Below are 19,400 nucleotides of genomic sequence, written 5' to 3' on the forward strand. Positions count from 1 at the left end.
GGAGATGTCGGCATTTCCGGCATCCCGTCAGCGCAGAGCAATCCCTAACACCGCCGCCTCGGCGACCTCGCCGTTGAGCAGCGCACGGGTGCTGCCATCCCAGTAGATTTTCCCGTCCACCACCAGCACGCTGCGGGGGGCGATGCGCGCGGCGTCCCCGACGCTGTGCGACACCATCAGCAGGGTAATATTACGCTCAAGGCAAACCTCGTCCACCAGCTGGAGCATCTCTTTGCGCAGCGCCGGATCCAGCGCTGAAAAAGGCTCATCCAGCAGCAGCACCGGCTGCTGACGCACCAGGCACCGCGCCAGCGCCGCACGCTGACGCTGACCGCCGGAAAGCTCGCCGGGCAGACGTTGCAAATAATCCTGCAAACCGACGCGCTGCGCGATGTTGCGCAGCGTCTGCTTTTGCTGCTCATTCAGCCTCAGCCCCGGATGCAGCCCCAGCCCGATATTCTGCGCCACCGTCAGGTGGGGAAACAGATTATTTTCCTGAAACAGCATCGAAACCGGGCGTTTCGCGGGGGGCGCAAGGCGCTGTTCCTCGCCGTTAATCAGCAGGCTGCCTCCGTCCACCTGAAGAAAACCGGCGATCAGGCTGAGCAGGGTACTTTTGCCCGCGCCACTGGGGCCAAGCACCGCCAGCCTTTCGCCCGCTTTCATGCTGAACGTGAAGCGCATCGGGAGGTGGTCATAGAGATAGGTCAAATCAGTCAGCGTCAGCATGGCGTCCCGGCAGTTTTTCAATCAGGGTGAACAGCAAAAAGCACAGCATCAGCAGGAGCAGGGCGGTAACCGCGCCGTCTGCGCTACGGTAAGCGCCAATTTGCTGATAGAGGTAGAACGGCAGGGTGCGGAAATCGTCGTTGCCGAACAGCGCCACCACGCCAAAATCACCGACGGAGAGTACGCAGGCAAAGGCCAGAGCCTGCGCCAGCGGCACCCTGAGCGCGCGCAGCTCAATGAGCCGCAGACGATTCCAGCCGCGAATATCCAGCGACAGGCACAGACGGTTATAGCGTTCAGCGATATCGCGTAGCGGGTTTTCCAACACCTTCATCGCATAGGGGATCGCCATTAGCGCGTTAGTGAAGATAATAATGCCGTCAGCCTGCTGGGGCAGCCCGACCGTTTGGTTCAGCAGCAGAAAAAAGCCGGTCGCCAGCACGATCCCCGGCATAGCCAGAATCAGCATTCCGCTCAGTTCGAGTGACTCGCCCCATCCCGGATGCTGACGCAGACGTAGCTCGCGGCTGCTCCACAGCAGCATCACCGTCAGGATCACGCTAAGCATGCCCGCGCCCAGCGCAATACGTACCGAGGTCAGGGTTGCCAGCCACAGCGGCTTTTGCCGGAGCACGGTCAGCAGGCCGGCGTTCAGCCCGTCCGCCACGATCGCCAGCAGCGGCGGAAGCAGCAGTAGCAGCGCCAGCCCGATAGCCAGCCCGTCGCCCAGCTTTGCCAGCAGGCTGTCCTCGGGATTGCGCCAGCCCGCAATGCTGTTGCTGCCGGAGGGCAGAGCTTTGCTCAACCGCTGGCTGAGTATCACCAGCCCCAGGCAGCAGACCATCTGAATCATCGCCAGCAGCGCCGCCCGGCCAGGATCGTAATCGAAGCTCAGCGCCTGAAAGATCGCCAGCTCGATGGTGGTCGCTTTTGGCCCGCCGCCCAGCGACAGTACGGTGGCAAAGCTGGCGAAGCAGAGCATAAAAATCAGCGCACCCGCAGGAAGGATCTGCCGACGCAGCCAGTACCACTCCACGCGATAAAAATGGTTCCAGCCGCGCAGCCCAAGCTGCGCCGCCAGCTGTCGCTGCTCGCCGGGGATAAGCTCCAGCGTTTGTAAAAACAGACGGGCTGCCAGCGGCAGGTTGAAGAAGACGTGCGCCAGCAGGATGCCCTGCAGGCCATAGGGGGAGAAGTGGTAATTAATGCCAAGCAGGGCGCAGAGCTGGGCCAGCCAGCCCGTTCTGCCGTAGACGCTGAGAATGCCAAATACCGCGACCAGGACCGGCAGAACCAGCGTCATGGCGCAAAGGCGCAGCAGCGTACGTCTGCCGGTAAAGCGGCGGCGGTAGAGCGCACGGGCAAGGGGGATGGCGGGGATAACCGACAGCGCCGCCGACAGTAGCGCCTGCCCGAAGGAGAAGCGCAGGACGTGCCAGAGATAGTCATCATCCCAGATGTCACGCCAGTTTATCGCCGGAGCATTCTGCCAGAGCGCGGTAAAGGCCAGCAGCGCCGCTGCAACCAGCAGCGTGGCGGCCACACCGCCAGGCACCATCCAGCCGGTGATCAGCGGCTGACGGCGCGTTGCCATTCACTTATCCATTGGCTGCGCTGGCTGGCGACCTCTTCCGGCGTGAACGTCAGGGTCTTCGCCGGGATGGTCAGCGTATCAAATCCGGCTGGCAGGGCGGTTTTCACCACCGGATACATCCAGTTGCCGGTGGGAATGCTCTGCTGGAAGGGTTTATCCAGCATAAACTGCATAAATTTCTGCGCCAGTTCTGGCTGCCTGCTCGACTTTAGCTGCCCGGCCACTTCGACCTGAAGGTAGTGCCCCTCCTGGAAGTTCGCCGCCGCGTACTGGCTCTTTTTCTCTTCGATCAGATGATAAGCCGGGGAGGTGGTGTAGCTCAGCACCATATCGCCTTCTCCCTTCAGGAACAGGCCATAGGCTTCGCTCCAGCCTTTGGTGACGGTGACGGTTTTTTGCGCCAGTTTCTGCCATGCCTGCGGCGCGCTGTCGCCATAGACCTTTTTCATCCACAGCAGCAGCCCGAGGCCCGGCGTACTGGTGCGCGGATCTTCATAGATGACCCTAAGCGGACGATCGCTGTCGACCAGTTCCCTGAGGCTTTTCGGTGGGTTTTGCAGCCGGGTCTTGTCATACACGAAGGCAAACCAGCCGTAGTCGTAGGGCACAAAAGTGCTGTTATGCCAGCCGCCAGGCAGGGTTATGCTATGGGTATCGACCTTTGCGGGCGCAAACAGGCCGGTTTTCTGCGCGGCATCCAGCAGGTTGTTATCCAGCCCGAGCACCACGTCGGCCTTGCTGTTTTTGCCTTCCATCCGCAGTCGGTTGAGCAGCGAGACGCCATCTTCCAGCGCAACATATTTCAGTTCGCAGCCGCAGCGCGCTTCGAAGGCTTTTTTAATCGCCGGGCCAGGGCCCCATTCGGCGGAAAAAGAGTCGTAGGTATAGACCGTTAGCTGGGGCTTTGCCGCAAGCGCAGGGAGGGAGATCAGGACCAGCAGGGGCAGCACTTTTTTTAACACTTTGCGTTCCTTAACAGGTTAGGGGGTCGCAAAGGATCTGAGCGGGAGAATACTCTCAAATCCCTACGCCGGTACAAGCCGGATCAGGTTCGACGGGTCTGTCTCAGCGAAAAAAAACGGCTGCGCGAGCAGCGTGATAAGAGCGTGGTTTTTCGCACCCCGTTGAGAACGGACTATTCTAGTGATTTCCCCGCCCGGGCGAAAGCGTCATGATTCCGGCGGTGCAAACCAGGCAGATTTGAAGTCGAACCAGCCCAGCGTATTCATCCGTACGCCGCGCATACTGCGCTGGCCTTCCAGCAGCAGCCAGTGGTGAAAAAGGGGGTGCAAATAACCGCTTGCAAGCAGCTGCTGGCTCCATTCGGCCAGCGGCAGGCTGTTTTCTCGCCAGCGCCGGACATCCTGCTGCCAGTTAATGGAGATACAGTGGTGCACCAGCGGGATCTCATACAGCAGGGCGAAGACCGAGAACGCCAGTGGCAGGGTGAAATTAGCACTGCCCAGCCAGATGTCGCTTTCGGCATCTCCCCGGTGCCAGGTGTCGTAATCGACCTGGCGGGTCAGCAGTTCAACGCCCTGTGCTGCCAGCAGCGGGGCCAGCGTGTTAGCGATGCCCTGGTGCTCAATGTGATCGTTGTACCAGGTGAGCGTCAGTGAGGTCAGCCCATCGGGCTTTGCCAGCGGTGCCATGTCGCGGCGATGATGCCAGCGTGGCAGCAGGCCGTAAGCCGGAAACCAGTAGCGCTGGTAGCCCGGCTCCGATCCGTTGAGCAGGGCGATCGGGTTTAGCACACTGCTCACCCAGCGACGGATCTGCTCATCGCGGCCGTTCGCTGAACGCTGATCGAACAGCAGGAAGTAGCAGCCCTCCTCGAGGCGGCTCTCCTCAGATTTTTCGTCAAGCGTCGAACCCTGTAGCTTGACCCCTGAGTAGACCAGCTCCTCGCTGATTTCCGGCAGTACCCAGATACTGACTTCATCAATCAGCGCCCGGTAGCCAAAGTAGTCGTCAAAGGCCTTAATGCGCAGCCGGGTCTGCTGATTGCCCACCACGGCATAGGGGCCGGTGCCGACCGGCTGGCGGGAAAAATGGGGCAGGGTGGGCCACTCGTTCGGCAGGATCATGGTACTGACGCTGCCCAGCAGCCAGGGGAGCCAGCTGTCGGGATAGGCCAGATGGAGATCGAGCGTCCAGGGCGTAGATGATTCAATCCGCAGGATATGCGAGTAGAGCGGCTGCGGCTGTACCCGTTGCAGGGTGCCGATCACGTCCGCCATCTCCAGTTCCCGTCCGTGATGAAAGCGGATGGCGGGACGCAGGAAGAAGCGCCAGTGGGTTGGGGATACCTGTTGCCAGTGATGGGCGATATCCGGTTCGATTTCCCCATTTTCCTCATTTATCCGCGTCAGGCTGCTGAAGATCTGTCTTGCAAGGTGCGTTTCAGAACGACGCAGCGGCGTACCCGGCAATAAATTCAGCAGGGAGCGGTAATAGAGCACGCGCAGGATGTGTTTTCCCTGACGAAAGCTGCGGCCAAGGTGGGAGACAAGCATCTGCCGCACGGTGTCTTTGTCGCCAACCAGCTGGACAAGCTGGTCGATACGATCCTGCTCCAGCAGCTCTTCTGCCCGCTGCCGCTGAAGCATCAGACCGGTATAGAGAAAACTCAGGCGGGCGCGTTTTCCCCGTCCCGGCTCCGCCTGCCAGGCCAGCCAGCCCGCCTGCTGCATTGCATTCAGCAGGTTACGCATATGCCGGCGTGAACAGCTCAGCTGCTCCGCCAGTTCGCCGAGGGTGGTCGACTGCGGCTGTCCATCGCAGCTCTGCCACAGACGAATAAATTGCTGCTGTAAGCGGGGTGAAGACATAAAAGGGGAACTCTCGCCTGAAAGCTGTCTGTTTTTCGTGCCCTATATTAAAGCGATAATGGTAAAAGATGGAAGAGCGGGAGGTATTCTCTGAATGGCGCTCGACCATCTGTGAAATTTGAATCTGAGTATGGTGCAATTTCACCAGCCAGCGGGCTTTTAAAGCCGCTGGCTTTTTTCATTAGTGCCACTTTTAACCTATGCTTCCTGTTTGTCTGACGCGTGCCGCGTCGACCTTTAGTTGTTGAAGGACCAGGTATGAAATCGCTTCTCACGCGTCGTCGCGGTGTTAACCCCGTTTATCTTGCCTTTATGGCCGTCTCTTTTATGGTGGGGGTGGCGGGCGCGCTACAGGCACCGACGCTCAGCCTGTTTCTGAGTCGGGAAGTCCACGTCAGCCCGCTGTGGGTTGGCCTGTTTTATACCATCAATGCCGTGGCCGGTATTGCCGTCAGCCTGCTGCTGGCGAAACGCTCGGACAATCGCGGCGATCGGCGCAGGCTAATTATGTTCTGCTGCCTGATGGCGGTGGGGAACGCGCTGTTGTTCGCGTTTAACCGCCACTATCTGACGCTGGTCACCTGCGGCGTGCTGCTGTCGGCGATCGCCAGCGTCTCAATGCCGCAGATTTTTGCTCTCGCCCGCGAGTACGCTGACAGTTCGGCGCGGGAAGTGGTGATGTTCAGCTCGGTAATGCGTGCGCAGCTGTCGCTGGCATGGGTCGTTGGGCCGCCGCTCTCCTTTGCCCTGGCGCTTAACTATGGCTTTACCACCATGTTTATCATCGCCGCCGGGCTGTTTGTGCTTTGCCTGGCGCTGATCGCATTTACGCTGCCCTCCGTCCCACGCGTTGAGCAGCCCGCAGAGGTGCCGATCACCCAAACTGGCGGCTGGAAGAATCTGGATATCAGGCTGTTGTTTATCGCCTCGCTGCTGATGTGGACCAGCAACACTATGTATATCATTGATATGCCGCTTTATATCAGCAGCGTGCTGGGGCTGCCGGATCGCCTTGCGGGACTGCTGATGGGCGTCGCGGCCGGGCTGGAGATCCCGGCGATGCTGCTGGCGGGATATTACGTTAAGCGCTTCGGTAAGCGGAAGATGATGCTGTTTGCGCTGGTGGCCGGTATTGTTTTTTATGGCGGCATGGTGCTGTTTCAGTCGCGCACGGCGCTACTGGTGCTACAGCTGTTCAACGCGATATTTATTGGCATCGTGGCCGGGATAGGCATGCTCTGGTTCCAGGACCTGATGCCCGGCAGGCCGGGTGCCGCAACCACGCTGTTTACCAACAGTATCTCTACCGGGGTGATTATGGCCGGGGTGCTCCAGGGCGTCATGGCTGAAAACTTTGGCCACTACTCGGTCTACTGGGCGGCGCTTGCCCTGCTGCTGGCGTCGCTGGTGATGTCTGCCAGGGTGAAAGACGTGTAGCGCGGCCGGGCGCGCAGAAGCGTACCCGGCTGCGTCATGCGCCAGTGAGTACGGCTATTTAGCGCAGAAAGGCCGGCTGCTGAGCTTCATAAGCTGAAATTTCCGCGTCGTGCTGTAGCGTCAGGCCAATATTATCCAGCCCGTTGAGCAGGCAGTGGCGGCGGAAGCCGTCAATGCTGAAGGCATACTGCTGCACCCCGGCAACCACCTGCTGCCGTTCAAGGTCAACGGTAAAGCGGATGCCGGGCTGAGCGGCAACCTGCTGGAACAGCGCGTCAACCTCTTCTTCCCTGAGCGAAACCAGCAGTAGCTGATTGTTGAAGGCGTTATTAGCGAAAATGTCCGCGAAGTCGCTGCCGATAATCGCCCGAATGCCATAGTCCGCCAGCGCCCAGGGGGCGTGTTCCCGCGACGAGCCGCAGCCAAAGTTTTCACGGGTTAGCATAATACTGGCACCGGCAAACTCAGGCTTGTTCAGCACGAAGTCCGGATTGGGGATTTGCCCGGCGGCATCCGTATAGCGCCAGTCGTAGAAAAGATTACGCCCAAACCCGGTCCGGGTGACCATTTGCAGAAACTGCTTAGGGATAATGGCATCGGTATCGACATTGGCGATATCGATCGGCACCACGACGCCGGTATGCCGGGTAAATTGAGTGGCCACTGCGCTTCTCCTTAAGGTAATAACTGCATTGGGATGGTAGCGGTTGCCGCCGAGTCGGGCAGGTCGCGAATATCGGCAAAGTGACCCGCTACCGCTGCCGCTGCCGCCATGGCCGGACTCAGGAGGTGCGTCCGCCCCCCGCGGCCCTGACGCCCTTCGAAGTTACGATTACTGGTAGAGGCGCAGCGTTCGCCGGGGCTGAGGCGGTCGTTATTCATCGCCAGACACATCGAACAGCCGGGCAGGCGCCACTCGAAACCGGCAGCCAGAAAAATTTTATCCAGTCCCTCGGCCTCGGCCCGTTCCTTCACCGGTCCGGATCCGGGGACGACATAGCCCTGTACGCCCGGCGCAATTTTATGACCTTTCACCACCGCGGCCGCCGCGCGCAGATCCTCAATACGAGAATTGGTGCAGGAACCGATAAAAACCTTATCAATACGCACGTCGCTCAGGCGGATGCCGGGCTTGAGGTCCATATAGGCCAGCGCTTTTTCCGCCGATGCGCGCTCGATGGGATCGCTAAACGTCGCCGGATCCGGGATGCATTCATTTACGGCAATCACCTGGCCCGGATTGGTTCCCCATGTTACCTGGGGGGCGATATCCGCCGCGTTGATCGTGACCACCTTGTCGAACGCCACGCCCGGGTCGCTTTTCAGCGTGCGCCAGTAGCTGATGGCCGCGTCCCACTGCTGTTCATCCGGCGCAAACTGGCGCCCTTTGACGTAGCGAAAGGTGGTTTCATCCGGTGCGACCAGGCCTGCTTTAGCACCCAGCTCAATAGCCATATTACACAGCGTCATACGGCCTTCCATGCTGAGCCGCTCAACCGCCTCACCGCAGAACTCCACCACGTGTCCGTTACCGCCGCCGCTGCCGGTTTTGCCAATAATGGCCAGCGCAATATCCTTCGCGGTAATGCCCGGCGGTGTCTCACCGATCACTTCAATTTTCATTGTCCTGGCGCGCGCCTGCTTCAGCGTTTGCGTCGCCAGTACATGCTCGACTTCCGAGGTGCCAATACCAAATGCCAGCGCGCCAAAGGCCCCGTGCGTCGAAGTGTGCGAGTCGCCGCAGACAATGGTCATACCCGGCAGAGACATGCCCTGTTCAGGCCCGATAACGTGAACGATGCCCTGGAAGGGGTGATTCAGGTCGTACAGCCGGACGCCAAATTCATTACAGTTTTTGACCAGCATCGACATCTGAATACGGGCCATTTCGCCGCTGGCATTAATGTCCCGCGTCTGGGTGGAGACATTATGATCCATTGTCGCAAACGTTTTTGTTGGCTGGCGGACGGGCCGGCCATGGGCGCGCAGCCCATCAAAGGCCTGCGCGGACGTCACCTCATGCACAAGATGGCGATCAATATAGAGCAGCGGCGTTTCATCAGGCGCGTCGTACACAACGTGCGCATCAAACAGCTTTTCATAGAGTGTTTTCATCGTCAGGTTCCGCTGATAAACCGGGCAATAAGGGTGCCCATTTCATCGGTGCCAATCGAATCGCCGTTCCCGGCTAAGTCTCCGGTGCGATAGCCTTCTGCCAGTGCGTGGCTTACCGCCTGTTCAATCGCATCCGCCGCGTCCCCGGCGTCCAGGCTGTAGCGCAGCAGCAGTGCCAGCGACAAAATCTGCGCAACAGGGTTGGCGATGTTTTTACCGGCGATATCCGGGGCTGAACCGCCTGCCGGTTCAAACAGGCCAAAACCCTTTTCATTAAGGCTCGCCGACGGCAGCATCCCCATCGAACCGGTTATCATGGCGCACTCGTCGGAGAGGATGTCACCAAACAGGTTTGAGCAGAGCACCACATCAAACTGCGACGGTGCTTTAATCAGCTGCATAGTCGCGTTGTCGATATACATGTGGCTGAGCGCAACGTCCGGGTAATCCTTCGCCACATCGCTGACCACTTCCCGCCAGAGGATAGAGGATTGCAGCACGTTGGCCTTGTCGATCGAGGTCACTTTATTACGACGCTTGCGGGCAGACTCAAAGGCGATGCGGGCGATGCGCTCAATTTCAAAGCGGTGATAGACTTCGGTATCCCAGGCCTTTTCGTGCGGTCCCTGTCCTTCGCGTCCTTTTGGCTGGCCGAAGTAGATGCCGCCGGTCAGTTCGCGCACCACCAGAATATCAAAGCCCTGGGCGGCGATATCGGCACGCAGCGGGCAAAAGGCTTCCAGACCGCTGTGCAGGCTGGCCGGACGCAGGTTGCTAAACAGTCTGAAATGCTTACGCAGGGGCAGCAGTGCGCCGCGCTCCGGCTGTTCAGCGGGAGGTAAATGCTCCCACTTAGGGCCGCCCACCGATCCAAACAGGATCGCATCCGCCTGTTCGCAGCCGGTCACCGTGACCTGCGGAAGCGGCTCGCCGTGACGATCAATCGCAATGCCGCCGACGTCATATTCGCTGGTAGTAATGCGCATCCCGAAGCGCTGGCGAACGGCGTCCAGCACCTTTGATGCCTGCGCCATCACTTCCGGGCCGATGCCATCACCGGGCAGAACTGCAATATGGTAGCTCCTGGACATTACACCGCTTCCTTCTGGTCGTTAGTTTGAGATTTACGCAGCAGTTCCTGCTCCACCTGACGTGAGCGCCAGATATTGTTCAGCGCGTTGATCATCGCTTTGGCAGAGGATTCGACGATATCCGTTGCCAGCCCGATGCCGTGGAATTTCCGTCCGTTGTAGTTAACGACGATATCCACCTGGCCCAGCGCGTCTTTACCGTGACCCTGCGCGGTGAGCTGGTAGTTGACCAGTTCTGCGTCGAACTCGGTAATACGGTTGATGGCCTGGTATACCGCATCGACCGGACCGTTTCCGGTCGCGGCTTCGGTTTTCTGCTGGTCGCCGCAGCGCAGCTGGACGGTCGCCGTGGCAATCACGCTGGATCCGGACTGAACGTTAAAGGTATCCAGTGAAAAGTATTCCGGCTCCTCTGACTGTTTATTGATAAACGCCAGGGCTTCCAGGTCGTAATCAAATACCTGGCCTTTTTTGTCTGCCAGGGCTTTGAATGCCTCGTACAGCGAGTCCATGTTGTAATCGGTATCGGCGTAGCCCATCTCTTCCATACGGTGCTTCACGGCCGCGCGACCGGAGCGGGAGGTCAGATTCAGCTGCACCTGCTTCAGCCCGATGGATTCCGGGGTCAGAATTTCGTAGTTTTCGCGATTCTTCAGTACGCCATCCTGATGGATGCCAGAGGAGTGTGCGAACGCGTTAGAACCGATAATCGCTTTGTGCGCCGGGATGGGCATATTGCAGATTTTACTGACGGTCTGGCAGGTACGGTAGATTTCCTGATGATTGATGCGGGTGTGAACATTCATCAGCTGGCTACGGGTTTTAATCGCCATAATGGTCTCTTCCAGCGCGCAGTTACCGGCACGCTCACCCAGACCATTCATTGCGCCTTCAATCTGACGGGCGCCCGCGTTGACCGCTGCCAGTGCATTGCCGACTGCCATGCCCAGGTCGTCATGGGTATGTACCGACAGGATAGCTTTATCAATATTGGGGACGCGCTCGCGCAGTGCGCTGAAGATGCTGGCGTATTCCCACGGCAGGGTGTAGCCCACGGTGTCCGGGATGTTGATAGTGGTTGCGCCGGCGTTGATCGCCGCCTCAACCACCCGGCACAGGTCGTCAACCGGCGTACGCCCGCCGTCCTCGCAGGAGAATTCGACATCGTCGGTGTAGTTACGTGCTCGCCTGACCATTTTCACTGCACGTTCAATCACCTCGGGCAGGGTGCTGCGCAGTTTGGTGGCGATATGCATGGGCGAAGTGGCCAGGAAGGTATGAATGCGAAAGGCGTCGGCTACGCGCAGGGCTTCGTAAGCGGCATCAATATCTTTTTCCACGCAGCGGGCCAGTGCGCAAACGCGACTGTTTTTGATCTGACGGGCGATGGTTTGAACGGATTCAAAGTCGCCCGGTGAAGAGACAGGAAAACCGACTTCCATGACGTCAACGCCCATTTTTTCCAGCGCCAGGGCAATTTGCAATTTTTCTTTCACACTCAGGCTGGCCTGCAATGCCTGTTCGCCATCGCGCAGAGTGGTATCGAAAATAATGACTTGTTGGCTCATCGGATAATTCCTTGTCGAATTTGTTTTGCCGTTACTGCGGGCATAAAAAAACCCGCGCTGCGGCGCGGGTTTTTTAAGTCTGAAGTGTGAATCAGTGATTGATTCCGCCCACCAGGCTACCGCGCAATAAGGATGCGTTTAGTAGTAGACCGAGTAGGCGGGTTGAATAAATCATTGAATCAGACCTCAATAAATTGTGCTGTTGCTTTATTGATACTTGATCGGCGGGGGAGATGTCAACCCGGGATCTGAAATAACAGCGTAAAGGCTGGGGGGAAATATTCTGTCTGCGAGGATATTCGCAGAATAAATGGCAAACTGGTGAAACGCGGTATCTGCGGTGTTGGTGGGCAATCCTGGTGGTTGTCGGTTGGTTGTTAGGGCTGCCATAGCTGCGGTGTCGGTGGATAATTCCAGCGGTGACGGTGGGTTATGCTGGCTGCAATTTCTGCTGTGCCGGTGGATAATCCCAGCGTTTGCCGGTTAGTTGTTAGGGCTGCCATAGCTGCCGTGTCGGTGGACAATCCCTGCGGTTGCCGGGCGTCCTCGCGCCAGGCTCTGCCTGGTGCCTTTGGCTCCGACTCCGGGCCGGACGGCCCGGTCGCGAGCGGGCATCCCTGCCCGCCGCTCCCTGAGTGCAGCATCCCTGCTGCCCTCGCCTGGCCCTCCGTCTGCGCCGCAGCGCTGCGGAATGCCCGTCAACCGCAGGGATTGTCCCCCTCTCGGGCTTCTGAGTTGCTTTCAGTGAACCCGTTTATCTGGCCGCAGCTATCTGATCGACTTCCAGTTAAACGCTGTTCGTGCGCAGGCTTTTGAGCCGCTTTAAGTTAACAACGTCGATTTTTGGTGCCACCCATTAGCGCCCTGCTATGTGGCTGGCGAGCCGCAATATCCGTTATTTCGCGGACAATCCCAGCGTTTGCCGGTTAGTTGTTTGGGCTGCCATAGCTGCGGTGCCGGTGGATAATCCCAGCGTTTGCCGGGCGTCGCAGCTACAGGCTCTGCCTGGTGCCTTTGGCTCCGACGCCAGGCCGGACGGCCCGGTCGCGAGCGGGCATCCCTGCCCGCCACTCCCTGAGTGCCGCGTCCCTGCTGCCCTCGCCTGGCCTTCCGTCTGCGCCGCAGCGCTGCGGAATGCCCGTTAACCGCTGGGATTATCCACCTCTCTGGCTTTTAAGTTGCTTTTACCGCAGCCTGCACAATGCAATAAGCAGGCGGGTGGGGCCCGGTGACAGGCATTCCGCAGCGCTGAGCGTAGAGAGGAAGACCCGGATGGGCCAGCAGGGATGCTGGCCCAAGGGCATGCCGGGACAGGGATGTCCCGTCATGCCCGGTCCGAAAGGTCGACGAGCGGAGCGAAGGAACCGCGCCACGCGCGGCGCGAGGACCGCCAGGCACCGGGCCCCACCCGCAGGCGACTCCCCAGGCCTGTGCCGCACCGGGCCCCACCCGCAGGCGACTCCCCAGGCCTGTGCCGCACCGGGCCCCACCCGCAGGCGACTCCCCAGGCCTGTGCCGCACCGGGCCCCACCCGCAGGCGACTCCCCAGGCCTGTGCCGCACCGGGCCCCACCCGCAGGCGACTCCCCAGGCCTGTGCCGCACCGGGCCCCACCCGCAGGCGACTCCCCAGGCCTGTGCCGCACCGGGCCCCACCCGCAGGCGACTCCCCATACCTGTGCCGCACCGGGCCCCACCCGTAGGCGACACCTCCAGCTTTTGCAGCACCGGGCCCCACTCGTTGGCGACCACACGGGCCTGTGCCGCACCGGCCCCCACCCGCAGACGACGCCCCCGGCCTTTGCCGCACCGGGCCCCACATTTTACAAAGAGCGATAAACCAGTAGTAAAGGAATAACTTATGGTTAAGGCGCAGTGAAAATAACTACCTTTCAGGTGGAATATTTTGTAGAGATAAAATTAAAAAGCAGATAAAACTATAAAGAACGGAGGGTTTGAACAAGACGGCTTTTATTTTGCAACGATTGCAGATAACAACAAAACGATCGCTCTGAAATTAAAGTCATCGGCAGCGTAAACCACTTTCTTTTAACCCTGACTCCGGTTTAATTAACGTTAGCAACCGCCTGAAAGCAGTGGGCCAGGGGGAAGATATCCCCTCCGTAATTGGCGTGCTATTTGCCTGCTTACTTTTCTACGGTTATGGTACTTCAACCAATTAAAAGCAAAATAATAAGGGCTTCGCCCTGTACCCTGGATTTTGGAAATGCATTCCAATGTCTGAGCATAAACACAGGTATTGAGCTTATCCGGCAGGAATGTGAAGTATTACCGCTCACGCATACAGCCTGCCGAAAGCTCAGTACCTTAAGCCTGGAGGCAAAAATGGAGATGTTGTCAGGAGCCGAGATGGTCGTTCGATCGCTGATCGACCAGGGCGTTAAACATGTTTTCGGCTATCCCGGCGGCGCGGTGCTGGATATCTATGATGCGCTGCAAACCGTGGGTGGCATTGACCATATCCTGGTTCGCCACGAACAGGGCGCGGTGCATATGGCCGACGGCTACGCCCGCTCGACCGGCGAAGTTGGCGTGGTGCTGGTTACCTCCGGCCCCGGCGCAACGAATGCGATAACCGGTATCGCCACCGCCTATATGGACTCGATCCCGATGGTGGTGCTCTCGGGCCAGGTACCTTCTTCCCTGATCGGCTATGACGCCTTCCAGGAGTGCGACATGGTCGGTATCTCCCGCCCGGTGGTCAAACACAGCTTTATGGTTAAGCGCGCCGAAGATATTCCCACGGTGATGAAAAAAGCCTTCTGGCTGGCAGCCAGCGGACGCCCGGGCCCGGTGGTCGTCGACCTGCCAAAAGATATGATGAGTCCGGCCAATAAGCTGCCCTATGCCTGGCCTGACGCCGTTAGCATGCGATCCTACAGTCCGACTACGCAGGGCCATAAGGGGCAGATCAAACGCGCCCTGCAAACGCTGCTGGCCGCTAAGCAACCGGTCATTTATGCCGGTGGTGGCGTAATCAACGCTGAATGTCATGATGAACTCAGGCAAATAGCGGAAACGCTCAACCTGCCGGTTACCGCGTCGCTGATGGGCCTGGGGGCGTTCCCCGGCACCCATCGCCAGAGCCTGGGCATGCTGGGCATGCACGGTACCTATGAAGCGAACATGACAATGCACAACGCTGACGTTATTTTCGCCGTCGGCGTGCGCTTTGACGATCGCACCACCAATAACCTGGCTAAATATTGCCCGAATGCCACCGTGCTGCATATTGATATCGATCCGACGTCAATTTCCAAGACCGTGGCGGCAGATGTGCCGATCGTCGGCGATGCGAAGCAGGTTCTGGCGCAGATCATCGAGCTGTTAAACGCGGGTGACAACAGCCAAAACTTCGACAGCCTGCGCGACTGGTGGCAGAAAATTGACCAGTGGCGTGCCCGCCAGTGTCTTGAGTTTGATCGCAGCAGCCCGGCCATCAAGCCGCAGGCGGTTATCGAAACCATCTGGAAGCTGACGCGAGGCGAGGCCTATGTCACCTCTGATGTGGGTCAGCACCAGATGTTTGCCGCGCTCTACTATCCGTTCGACAAACCCCGCCGCTGGATCAACTCCGGTGGTCTGGGCACGATGGGCTTTGGCCTGCCTGCCGCGCTGGGCGTCAAGCTGGCGCTGCCGCAGGAAACGGTTATCTGCGTCACCGGCGATGGCAGTATCCAGATGAATATCCAGGAATTATCCACCGCGCTACAGTACGATCTGCCGGTGCTGGTGCTCAGCCTGAACAACCGCTTCCTGGGAATGGTTAAACAGTGGCAGGACATGGTCTATTCCGGTCGCCACTCACAGTCCTATATGCAATCGCTGCCCGACTTTGTGCGCCTGGCTGAGGCTTATGGCCACGTTGGCATTGGCATTGAGCATCCTGAGGAGCTGGAGTCAAAACTGACCGAGGCGCTGGAGCAGGTCGGGAAAGGTCGCCTGGTCTTTGTGGACGTCAAAATAGATGATACCGAACACGTTTACCCGATGCATATTCGCGGCGGTGGGATGGATGAAATGTGGCTGAGCAAAACGGAGAGGACATAATTATGCGTCGTGTGTTATCGGTACTGCTGGAAAACGAGTCCGGCGCATTATCCCGCGTGGTAGGGCTTTTTTCTCAGCGCGGTTATAACATCGAAAGTCTGACGGTCGCCCCGACGGACGATCCCACGCTGTCGCGCATGACCATTCAAACGGTCGGCGATGAAAAGGTTCTGGAGCAGATTGAAAAGCAGCTGCACAAGCTGGTGGATGTACTGCGGGTCAGCGAACTGGGGCAGGGCGCCTTCGTTGAGCGCGAAATCATGCTGGTGAAACTTCAGGCCACCGGCTACGGGCGTGAAGAGGTGAGACGCAGCGCGGAAATCTTTCGTGGGCAGATCGTTGACGTGACGCCCTCGCTTTATACGGTTCAGCTGGCGGGTACCAGCGAGAAGCTGGATGCCTTTCTCAGCGCGGTACGCGACGTAGCGGAAATTGTTGAAGTGGTGCGTTCCGGCGTCGTTGGCGTGGCGCGCGGCGAGCGGATTATGCGTTAATTTTTCTGCGAGCAGAGTGAAAATCGAGCTAACCCGGCGTAACGCCGGGTTTTTTATTTTGTCTGAAAGCGATTGCCTGAGGCTAAAAGCGGTTGCTCGCTGAACTATTCTGCTGTTAGATGTAACAAAGTTATAATCCATAGCTGCGTTGTGGCTATTATCTGCGCCCTGACGGTGCCTGAAGTGTGGAGTTATTGTGAAACTGGATGAAATTGCGCGCCTGGCTGGTGTTTCCCGGACGACGGCCAGCTACGTTATTAACGGTAAAGCGAAGCAGTATCGTGTCAGTGATAAAACCGTTGAGAAGGTTATGGCGGTGGTACGAGAGCATAATTACCACCCGAATGCCGTTGCGGCAGGCCTGCGCGCCGGAAGGACGCGCTCCATTGGGCTGGTGATCCCCGATCTGGAAAACACCAGCTACACCCGCATCGCGAACTATCTTGAACGCCAGGCGCGTCAGCGCGGCTATCAGCTGCTGATTGCCTGTTCTGAGGATCAGCCGGATAACGAAATGCGCTGCGTTGAACATCTGCTTCAACGGCAGGTCGATGCCATTATCGTTTCCACCTCGTTACCGCCCGAGCACCCCTTCTATCAGCGCTGGAAAAACGATCCGCTGCCGATTATTGCGCTGGATCGCGCGCTGGATCGTGAGCATTTCACCAGCGTGGTAGGGGCCGATCAGGATGATGCGGAAATGCTGGCGGCTGAACTGCGCAAGCAGCCGGTAGAGAAGGTGCTTTATCTGGGCGCACTGCCAGAGCTGTCGGTCAGTTTTCTGCGTGAACTGGGCTTTCGTGATGCCTGGGAAGGAGACGCGCGTCAGCCAGACTTTATCTACGCCAACAGTTTTGAACGCAGCGCGGCGGCCGCCCTGTTTGAAAACTGGCTGGAAACGCACCCGATGCCGGATGCGCTGTTCACGACCTCGTTTGGGCTGTTACAGGGTGTGATGGATGTCACCCTCAAGCGTGAAGGTCGCCTGCCGACGGATTTAGTGATCGCCACCTTTGGCGACCACGAGCTGCTGGACTTCCTTGAGTGTCCGGTACTGGCTGTCGCTCAGCGGCACCGGGACGTGGCGGAGCGCGTACTGGAGCTGGTGCTGGCAAGCCTGGATGAACCCCGTAAACCGAAGCCGGGATTAACCCGTATTCGTCGAAATCTTTATCGCCGCGGGCGTTTGAGCCGTAACCTGGTTTAGTATTTGCGTAAAAGGGCAGCGTCGCTGCCCTTTTTTAATCCCACAGCGAACCCGTTCAGATTTAACCAGGTTTTCGCACTCAATACGTAAATAAAATGCGGGTATTCGCCTTTTGGTAGCCTGATGTAAATAAAGGTAAAGAAGAGGCGCTGGCGCTTTTCTCCTAACATGAGATTTTTCACTGGCGATAAATTACGCTTACCTCCCGTCAGGCACGCTGGGGCTGGGAGGACAAATTTTAAGAAATACCTTAAAATGCCGCCTGTGTCGCAAACTGATGGATCCCTTAAGTGGACCTTTCAACAGACATATTTTTGAGCAAATTAAAATGCGGCAGGAAATTTATGACAGTATTCATTGGTTTATTTTTGAATGGTGTAAATATCCGCGATGTTTTAACTCTTACCGCGTTTTTTCCCTCTAATAAATAATCTCAATCGGCGTCTGCTGCGGCTTGACAATGTTTTCCTCCGCTCCGTAAACTCCTTTGGTGGGAATTTGTGGTGTAAAGTGGTGATGAGGGGTAACTGGGGGGTGAGGCTGGCATGTTCCGTGGAGCAACGTTAGTCAATCTCGACAGCAAGGGACGGCTTGCCGTGCCGACGCGCTATCGCGAAACGCTGATCGGGGAATCACAGGGGCAAATGGTTTGTACCATTGACCTTCACCAGCCATGCCTGCTGCTTTATACCCTGCCCGAATGGGAAATTATTGAACGTAAGCTGGCCCGCTTATCGAGTATGAACCCCGCAGAGCGTCGCGTTCAGCGTCTGCTCCTGGGGCATGCCAGCGAATGCCAGATGGATAATGCAGGGCGACTGCTGGTGGCAACGACGCTTCGCCAGCATGCGAACCTGACCAAAGAAGTGATGCTGGTTGGACAGTTCAATAAATTTGAACTGTGGGATGAACAGACCTGGTATCAACAAGTCAGGGAGGATATTGACGCAGAGCAGTCGACTCAGGAACCGCTTTCTGAGCGCCTGCAGGATTTGTCGCTATAGCTATGCAGGAAAATTACAATCATACAACGGTACTGTTGGACGAGGCGGTGAAAGGTCTCAATATCGATCCCAACGGTATCTACATTGATGGCACCTTCGGACGAGGTGGCCATTCACGACTGATTCTCTCTCAACTGGGCGAGCACGGACGTCTCTACGCCATCGATCGCGATCCGCAGGCTATTGCCGCCGCAGCCGCGATTACCGATCCACGTTTTAACATAATTTATGGTCCTTTTTCCGCGTTGGCAGAGTACGCCGAGGCGCGGGGGCTGACCGGTAAAATCAATGGCATTCTGCTGGATTTGGGCGTCTCCTCTCCGCAGCTCGATGATGCCGAACGGGGATTTTCCTTTATGCGTGACGGGCCGCTGGATATGCGCATGGACCCGGATAAAGGGCTTTCTGCTGCCGAGTGGCTGATGAAAGCGGGGGAGAGCGATATTGCTTTTGTCCTGAAAACCTTTGGTGAGGAGCGCTTTGCCAAACGTATTGCCCGCGCCATCGTTGAACGAAATCGCGAGCAGCCGATGACGCGCACGAAAGAGCTGGCCGATGTGATTTACGCCGCCACCCCGGTTAAAGATAAATTCAAGCATCCTGCTACCCGCAGTTTCCAGGCGATCCGCATCTGGGTAAACAGCGAGCTGGAGGAGATCGAACAGGCGCTTAAGGGGGCACTGACCGCGCTGGCCCCAGAGGGCAGGCTTTCTGTTATCAGCTTCCATTCGCTGGAAGATCGCATTGTTAAGCGTTTTATGCGTGAAAACAGCCGCGGTCCCCAGGTACCTGCGGGTCTGCCTGTGACCGAGGAGCAGCTGAGCAAGCTGGGCGGACGCCAGCTGAAGGCGCTGGGCAAAATGATGCCGGGCGAGGCTGAAGTGGCAGAAAATCCCAGAGCCCGCAGTTCGGTACTGCGTATTGCGGAAAGATCGGCTTCATGATCGGCAACGAGCGGCACAGTCTGCCAGGCGTGATTGCTGGCGATCTCCTTCGCCACGGTAAGATCCCGGTGATTCTGGCCGTCGCCGTGGTGGTGTCGGCGATACTGGTGGTGACCACGGCGCATAAAACCCGCCTGCTTACCGCTCAGCGTGAGCAGCTGGTACTGGAGCGCGACGCGTTAGATATCGAATGGCGTAACCTGATCCTGGAAGAGAATGCTCTCGGCGATCACAGCCGGGTAGAAAGAACGGCAACGGAAAAGCTGCAAATGCAGCATGTTGACCCATCGCAGGAAAACATTGTGGTACAGCCATAA

General features: G+C 58.0%; 17 protein-coding genes and 1 riboswitch. Of the genes, 8 read left to right on the forward strand and 9 right to left on the reverse strand.

Annotated elements, in window-relative coordinates; all coding sequences use genetic code 11:
- Window positions 1–27 precede the first annotated feature (27 nt).
- The 4 genes from thiQ to sgrR all read right to left on the reverse strand — a co-directional run bounded on the left by thiQ (window position 28) and on the right by sgrR (window position 5,154).
- Window positions 28–729 (reverse strand): thiamine ABC transporter ATP-binding protein ThiQ, encoded by a 702-nt coding sequence (gene thiQ, locus AAGR22_RS04235; RefSeq protein WP_345830478.1) that lies wholly within the window; start codon window positions 727–729, stop codon window positions 28–30.
- A complete protein-coding gene (gene thiP / locus AAGR22_RS04240) occupies window positions 713–2,323 on the reverse strand; it encodes a thiamine/thiamine pyrophosphate ABC transporter permease ThiP (RefSeq protein WP_345830479.1) in 1,611 nt (536 codons plus the stop codon). Before thiP ends, thiQ begins: the two co-directional genes overlap by 17 nt.
- Window positions 2,299–3,285, reverse strand: coding sequence for a thiamine ABC transporter substrate binding subunit (gene thiB, locus AAGR22_RS04245; RefSeq protein ID WP_345830481.1), 987 nt, complete (start codon window positions 3,283–3,285; stop codon window positions 2,299–2,301). Before thiB ends, thiP begins: the two co-directional genes overlap by 25 nt.
- Before the next feature lie 42 nt (window positions 3,286–3,327).
- Window positions 3,328–3,457: riboswitch (TPP riboswitch) on the reverse strand.
- 35 nt (window positions 3,458–3,492) lie between these two features.
- A complete protein-coding gene (gene sgrR, locus AAGR22_RS04250) occupies window positions 3,493–5,154 on the reverse strand; it encodes an HTH-type transcriptional regulator SgrR (RefSeq protein WP_067709054.1) in 1,662 nt (553 codons plus the stop codon).
- Between the two features lie 258 nt (window positions 5,155–5,412).
- On the opposite strand from sgrR, the gene AAGR22_RS04255 reads away from it, so the two are divergent.
- Window positions 5,413–6,591: a sugar efflux transporter gene (locus AAGR22_RS04255; protein ID WP_067709052.1), complete on the forward strand. Its 1,179-nt coding sequence runs from the start codon at window positions 5,413–5,415 to the stop codon at window positions 6,589–6,591.
- A gap of 58 nt (window positions 6,592–6,649) precedes the next feature.
- On the opposite strand, the gene leuD is transcribed toward AAGR22_RS04255, so the two are convergent.
- The 5 genes from leuD to AAGR22_RS04280 all read right to left on the reverse strand — a co-directional run bounded on the left by leuD (window position 6,650) and on the right by AAGR22_RS04280 (window position 12,009).
- On the reverse strand, window positions 6,650–7,255 hold the full coding sequence (leuD, locus tag AAGR22_RS04260; protein WP_345830484.1) for a 3-isopropylmalate dehydratase small subunit: 606 nt from the start codon (window positions 7,253–7,255) through the stop codon (window positions 6,650–6,652).
- An 11-nt stretch (window positions 7,256–7,266) separates the two neighbouring features.
- Window positions 7,267–8,706 carry a 3-isopropylmalate dehydratase large subunit gene (gene leuC, locus AAGR22_RS04265; RefSeq protein ID WP_345830486.1) on the reverse strand — a complete coding sequence of 480 codons (1,440 nt, stop codon included), beginning with the start codon at window positions 8,704–8,706 and terminating at the stop codon, window positions 7,267–7,269.
- 2 nt (window positions 8,707–8,708) lie between these two features.
- On the reverse strand, window positions 8,709–9,797 hold the full coding sequence (leuB, locus tag AAGR22_RS04270) for a 3-isopropylmalate dehydrogenase (RefSeq protein WP_067709046.1): 1,089 nt from the start codon (window positions 9,795–9,797) through the stop codon (window positions 8,709–8,711).
- Window positions 9,797–11,365, reverse strand: coding sequence for a 2-isopropylmalate synthase (gene leuA / locus AAGR22_RS04275; protein ID WP_067709044.1), 1,569 nt, complete (start codon window positions 11,363–11,365; stop codon window positions 9,797–9,799). The genes leuB and leuA overlap by 1 nt, the downstream gene beginning before the upstream one ends.
- 377 nt (window positions 11,366–11,742) lie before the next feature.
- Window positions 11,743–12,009: a hypothetical protein gene (locus AAGR22_RS04280; protein WP_345830489.1), complete on the reverse strand. Its 267-nt coding sequence runs from the start codon at window positions 12,007–12,009 to the stop codon at window positions 11,743–11,745.
- 315 nt (window positions 12,010–12,324) lie between these two features.
- Between AAGR22_RS04280 and AAGR22_RS04285 the strand changes: the two genes are divergently transcribed.
- The 7 genes from AAGR22_RS04285 to ftsL all read left to right on the forward strand — a co-directional run bounded on the left by AAGR22_RS04285 (window position 12,325) and on the right by ftsL (window position 19,400).
- The gene (locus AAGR22_RS04285) at window positions 12,325–12,510 is read left to right on the forward strand and encodes a hypothetical protein (protein ID WP_345830491.1); all 186 of its coding nucleotides are present in this window, start codon (window positions 12,325–12,327) and stop codon (window positions 12,508–12,510) included.
- A gap of 1,199 nt (window positions 12,511–13,709) precedes the next feature.
- The gene (gene ilvI, locus AAGR22_RS04290) at window positions 13,710–15,434 is read left to right on the forward strand and encodes an acetolactate synthase 3 large subunit (protein WP_345830493.1); all 1,725 of its coding nucleotides are present in this window, start codon (window positions 13,710–13,712) and stop codon (window positions 15,432–15,434) included.
- Between the two features lie 2 nt (window positions 15,435–15,436).
- Window positions 15,437–15,928, forward strand: coding sequence for an acetolactate synthase small subunit (gene ilvN, locus AAGR22_RS04295; RefSeq protein ID WP_067706835.1), 492 nt, complete (start codon window positions 15,437–15,439; stop codon window positions 15,926–15,928).
- Window positions 15,929–16,124: 196 nt separating this feature from the next.
- A complete protein-coding gene (gene cra, locus AAGR22_RS04300) occupies window positions 16,125–17,135 on the forward strand; it encodes a catabolite repressor/activator (protein WP_067706831.1) in 1,011 nt (336 codons plus the stop codon).
- A 545-nt stretch (window positions 17,136–17,680) separates the two neighbouring features.
- Window positions 17,681–18,139 carry a division/cell wall cluster transcriptional repressor MraZ gene (gene mraZ / locus AAGR22_RS04305; protein ID WP_067706826.1) on the forward strand — a complete coding sequence of 153 codons (459 nt, stop codon included), beginning with the start codon at window positions 17,681–17,683 and terminating at the stop codon, window positions 18,137–18,139.
- Between the two features lie 2 nt (window positions 18,140–18,141).
- On the forward strand, window positions 18,142–19,083 hold the full coding sequence (gene rsmH, locus AAGR22_RS04310) for a 16S rRNA (cytosine(1402)-N(4))-methyltransferase RsmH (RefSeq protein WP_067706822.1): 942 nt from the start codon (window positions 18,142–18,144) through the stop codon (window positions 19,081–19,083).
- The gene (ftsL, locus tag AAGR22_RS04315) at window positions 19,080–19,400 is read left to right on the forward strand and encodes a cell division protein FtsL (protein ID WP_067706819.1); all 321 of its coding nucleotides are present in this window, start codon (window positions 19,080–19,082) and stop codon (window positions 19,398–19,400) included. Before rsmH ends, ftsL begins: the two co-directional genes overlap by 4 nt.

The sequence above is a fragment of the Erwinia sp. HDF1-3R genome, assembly GCF_039621855.1.
GTDB lineage: Bacteria > Pseudomonadota > Gammaproteobacteria > Enterobacterales > Enterobacteriaceae > Erwinia.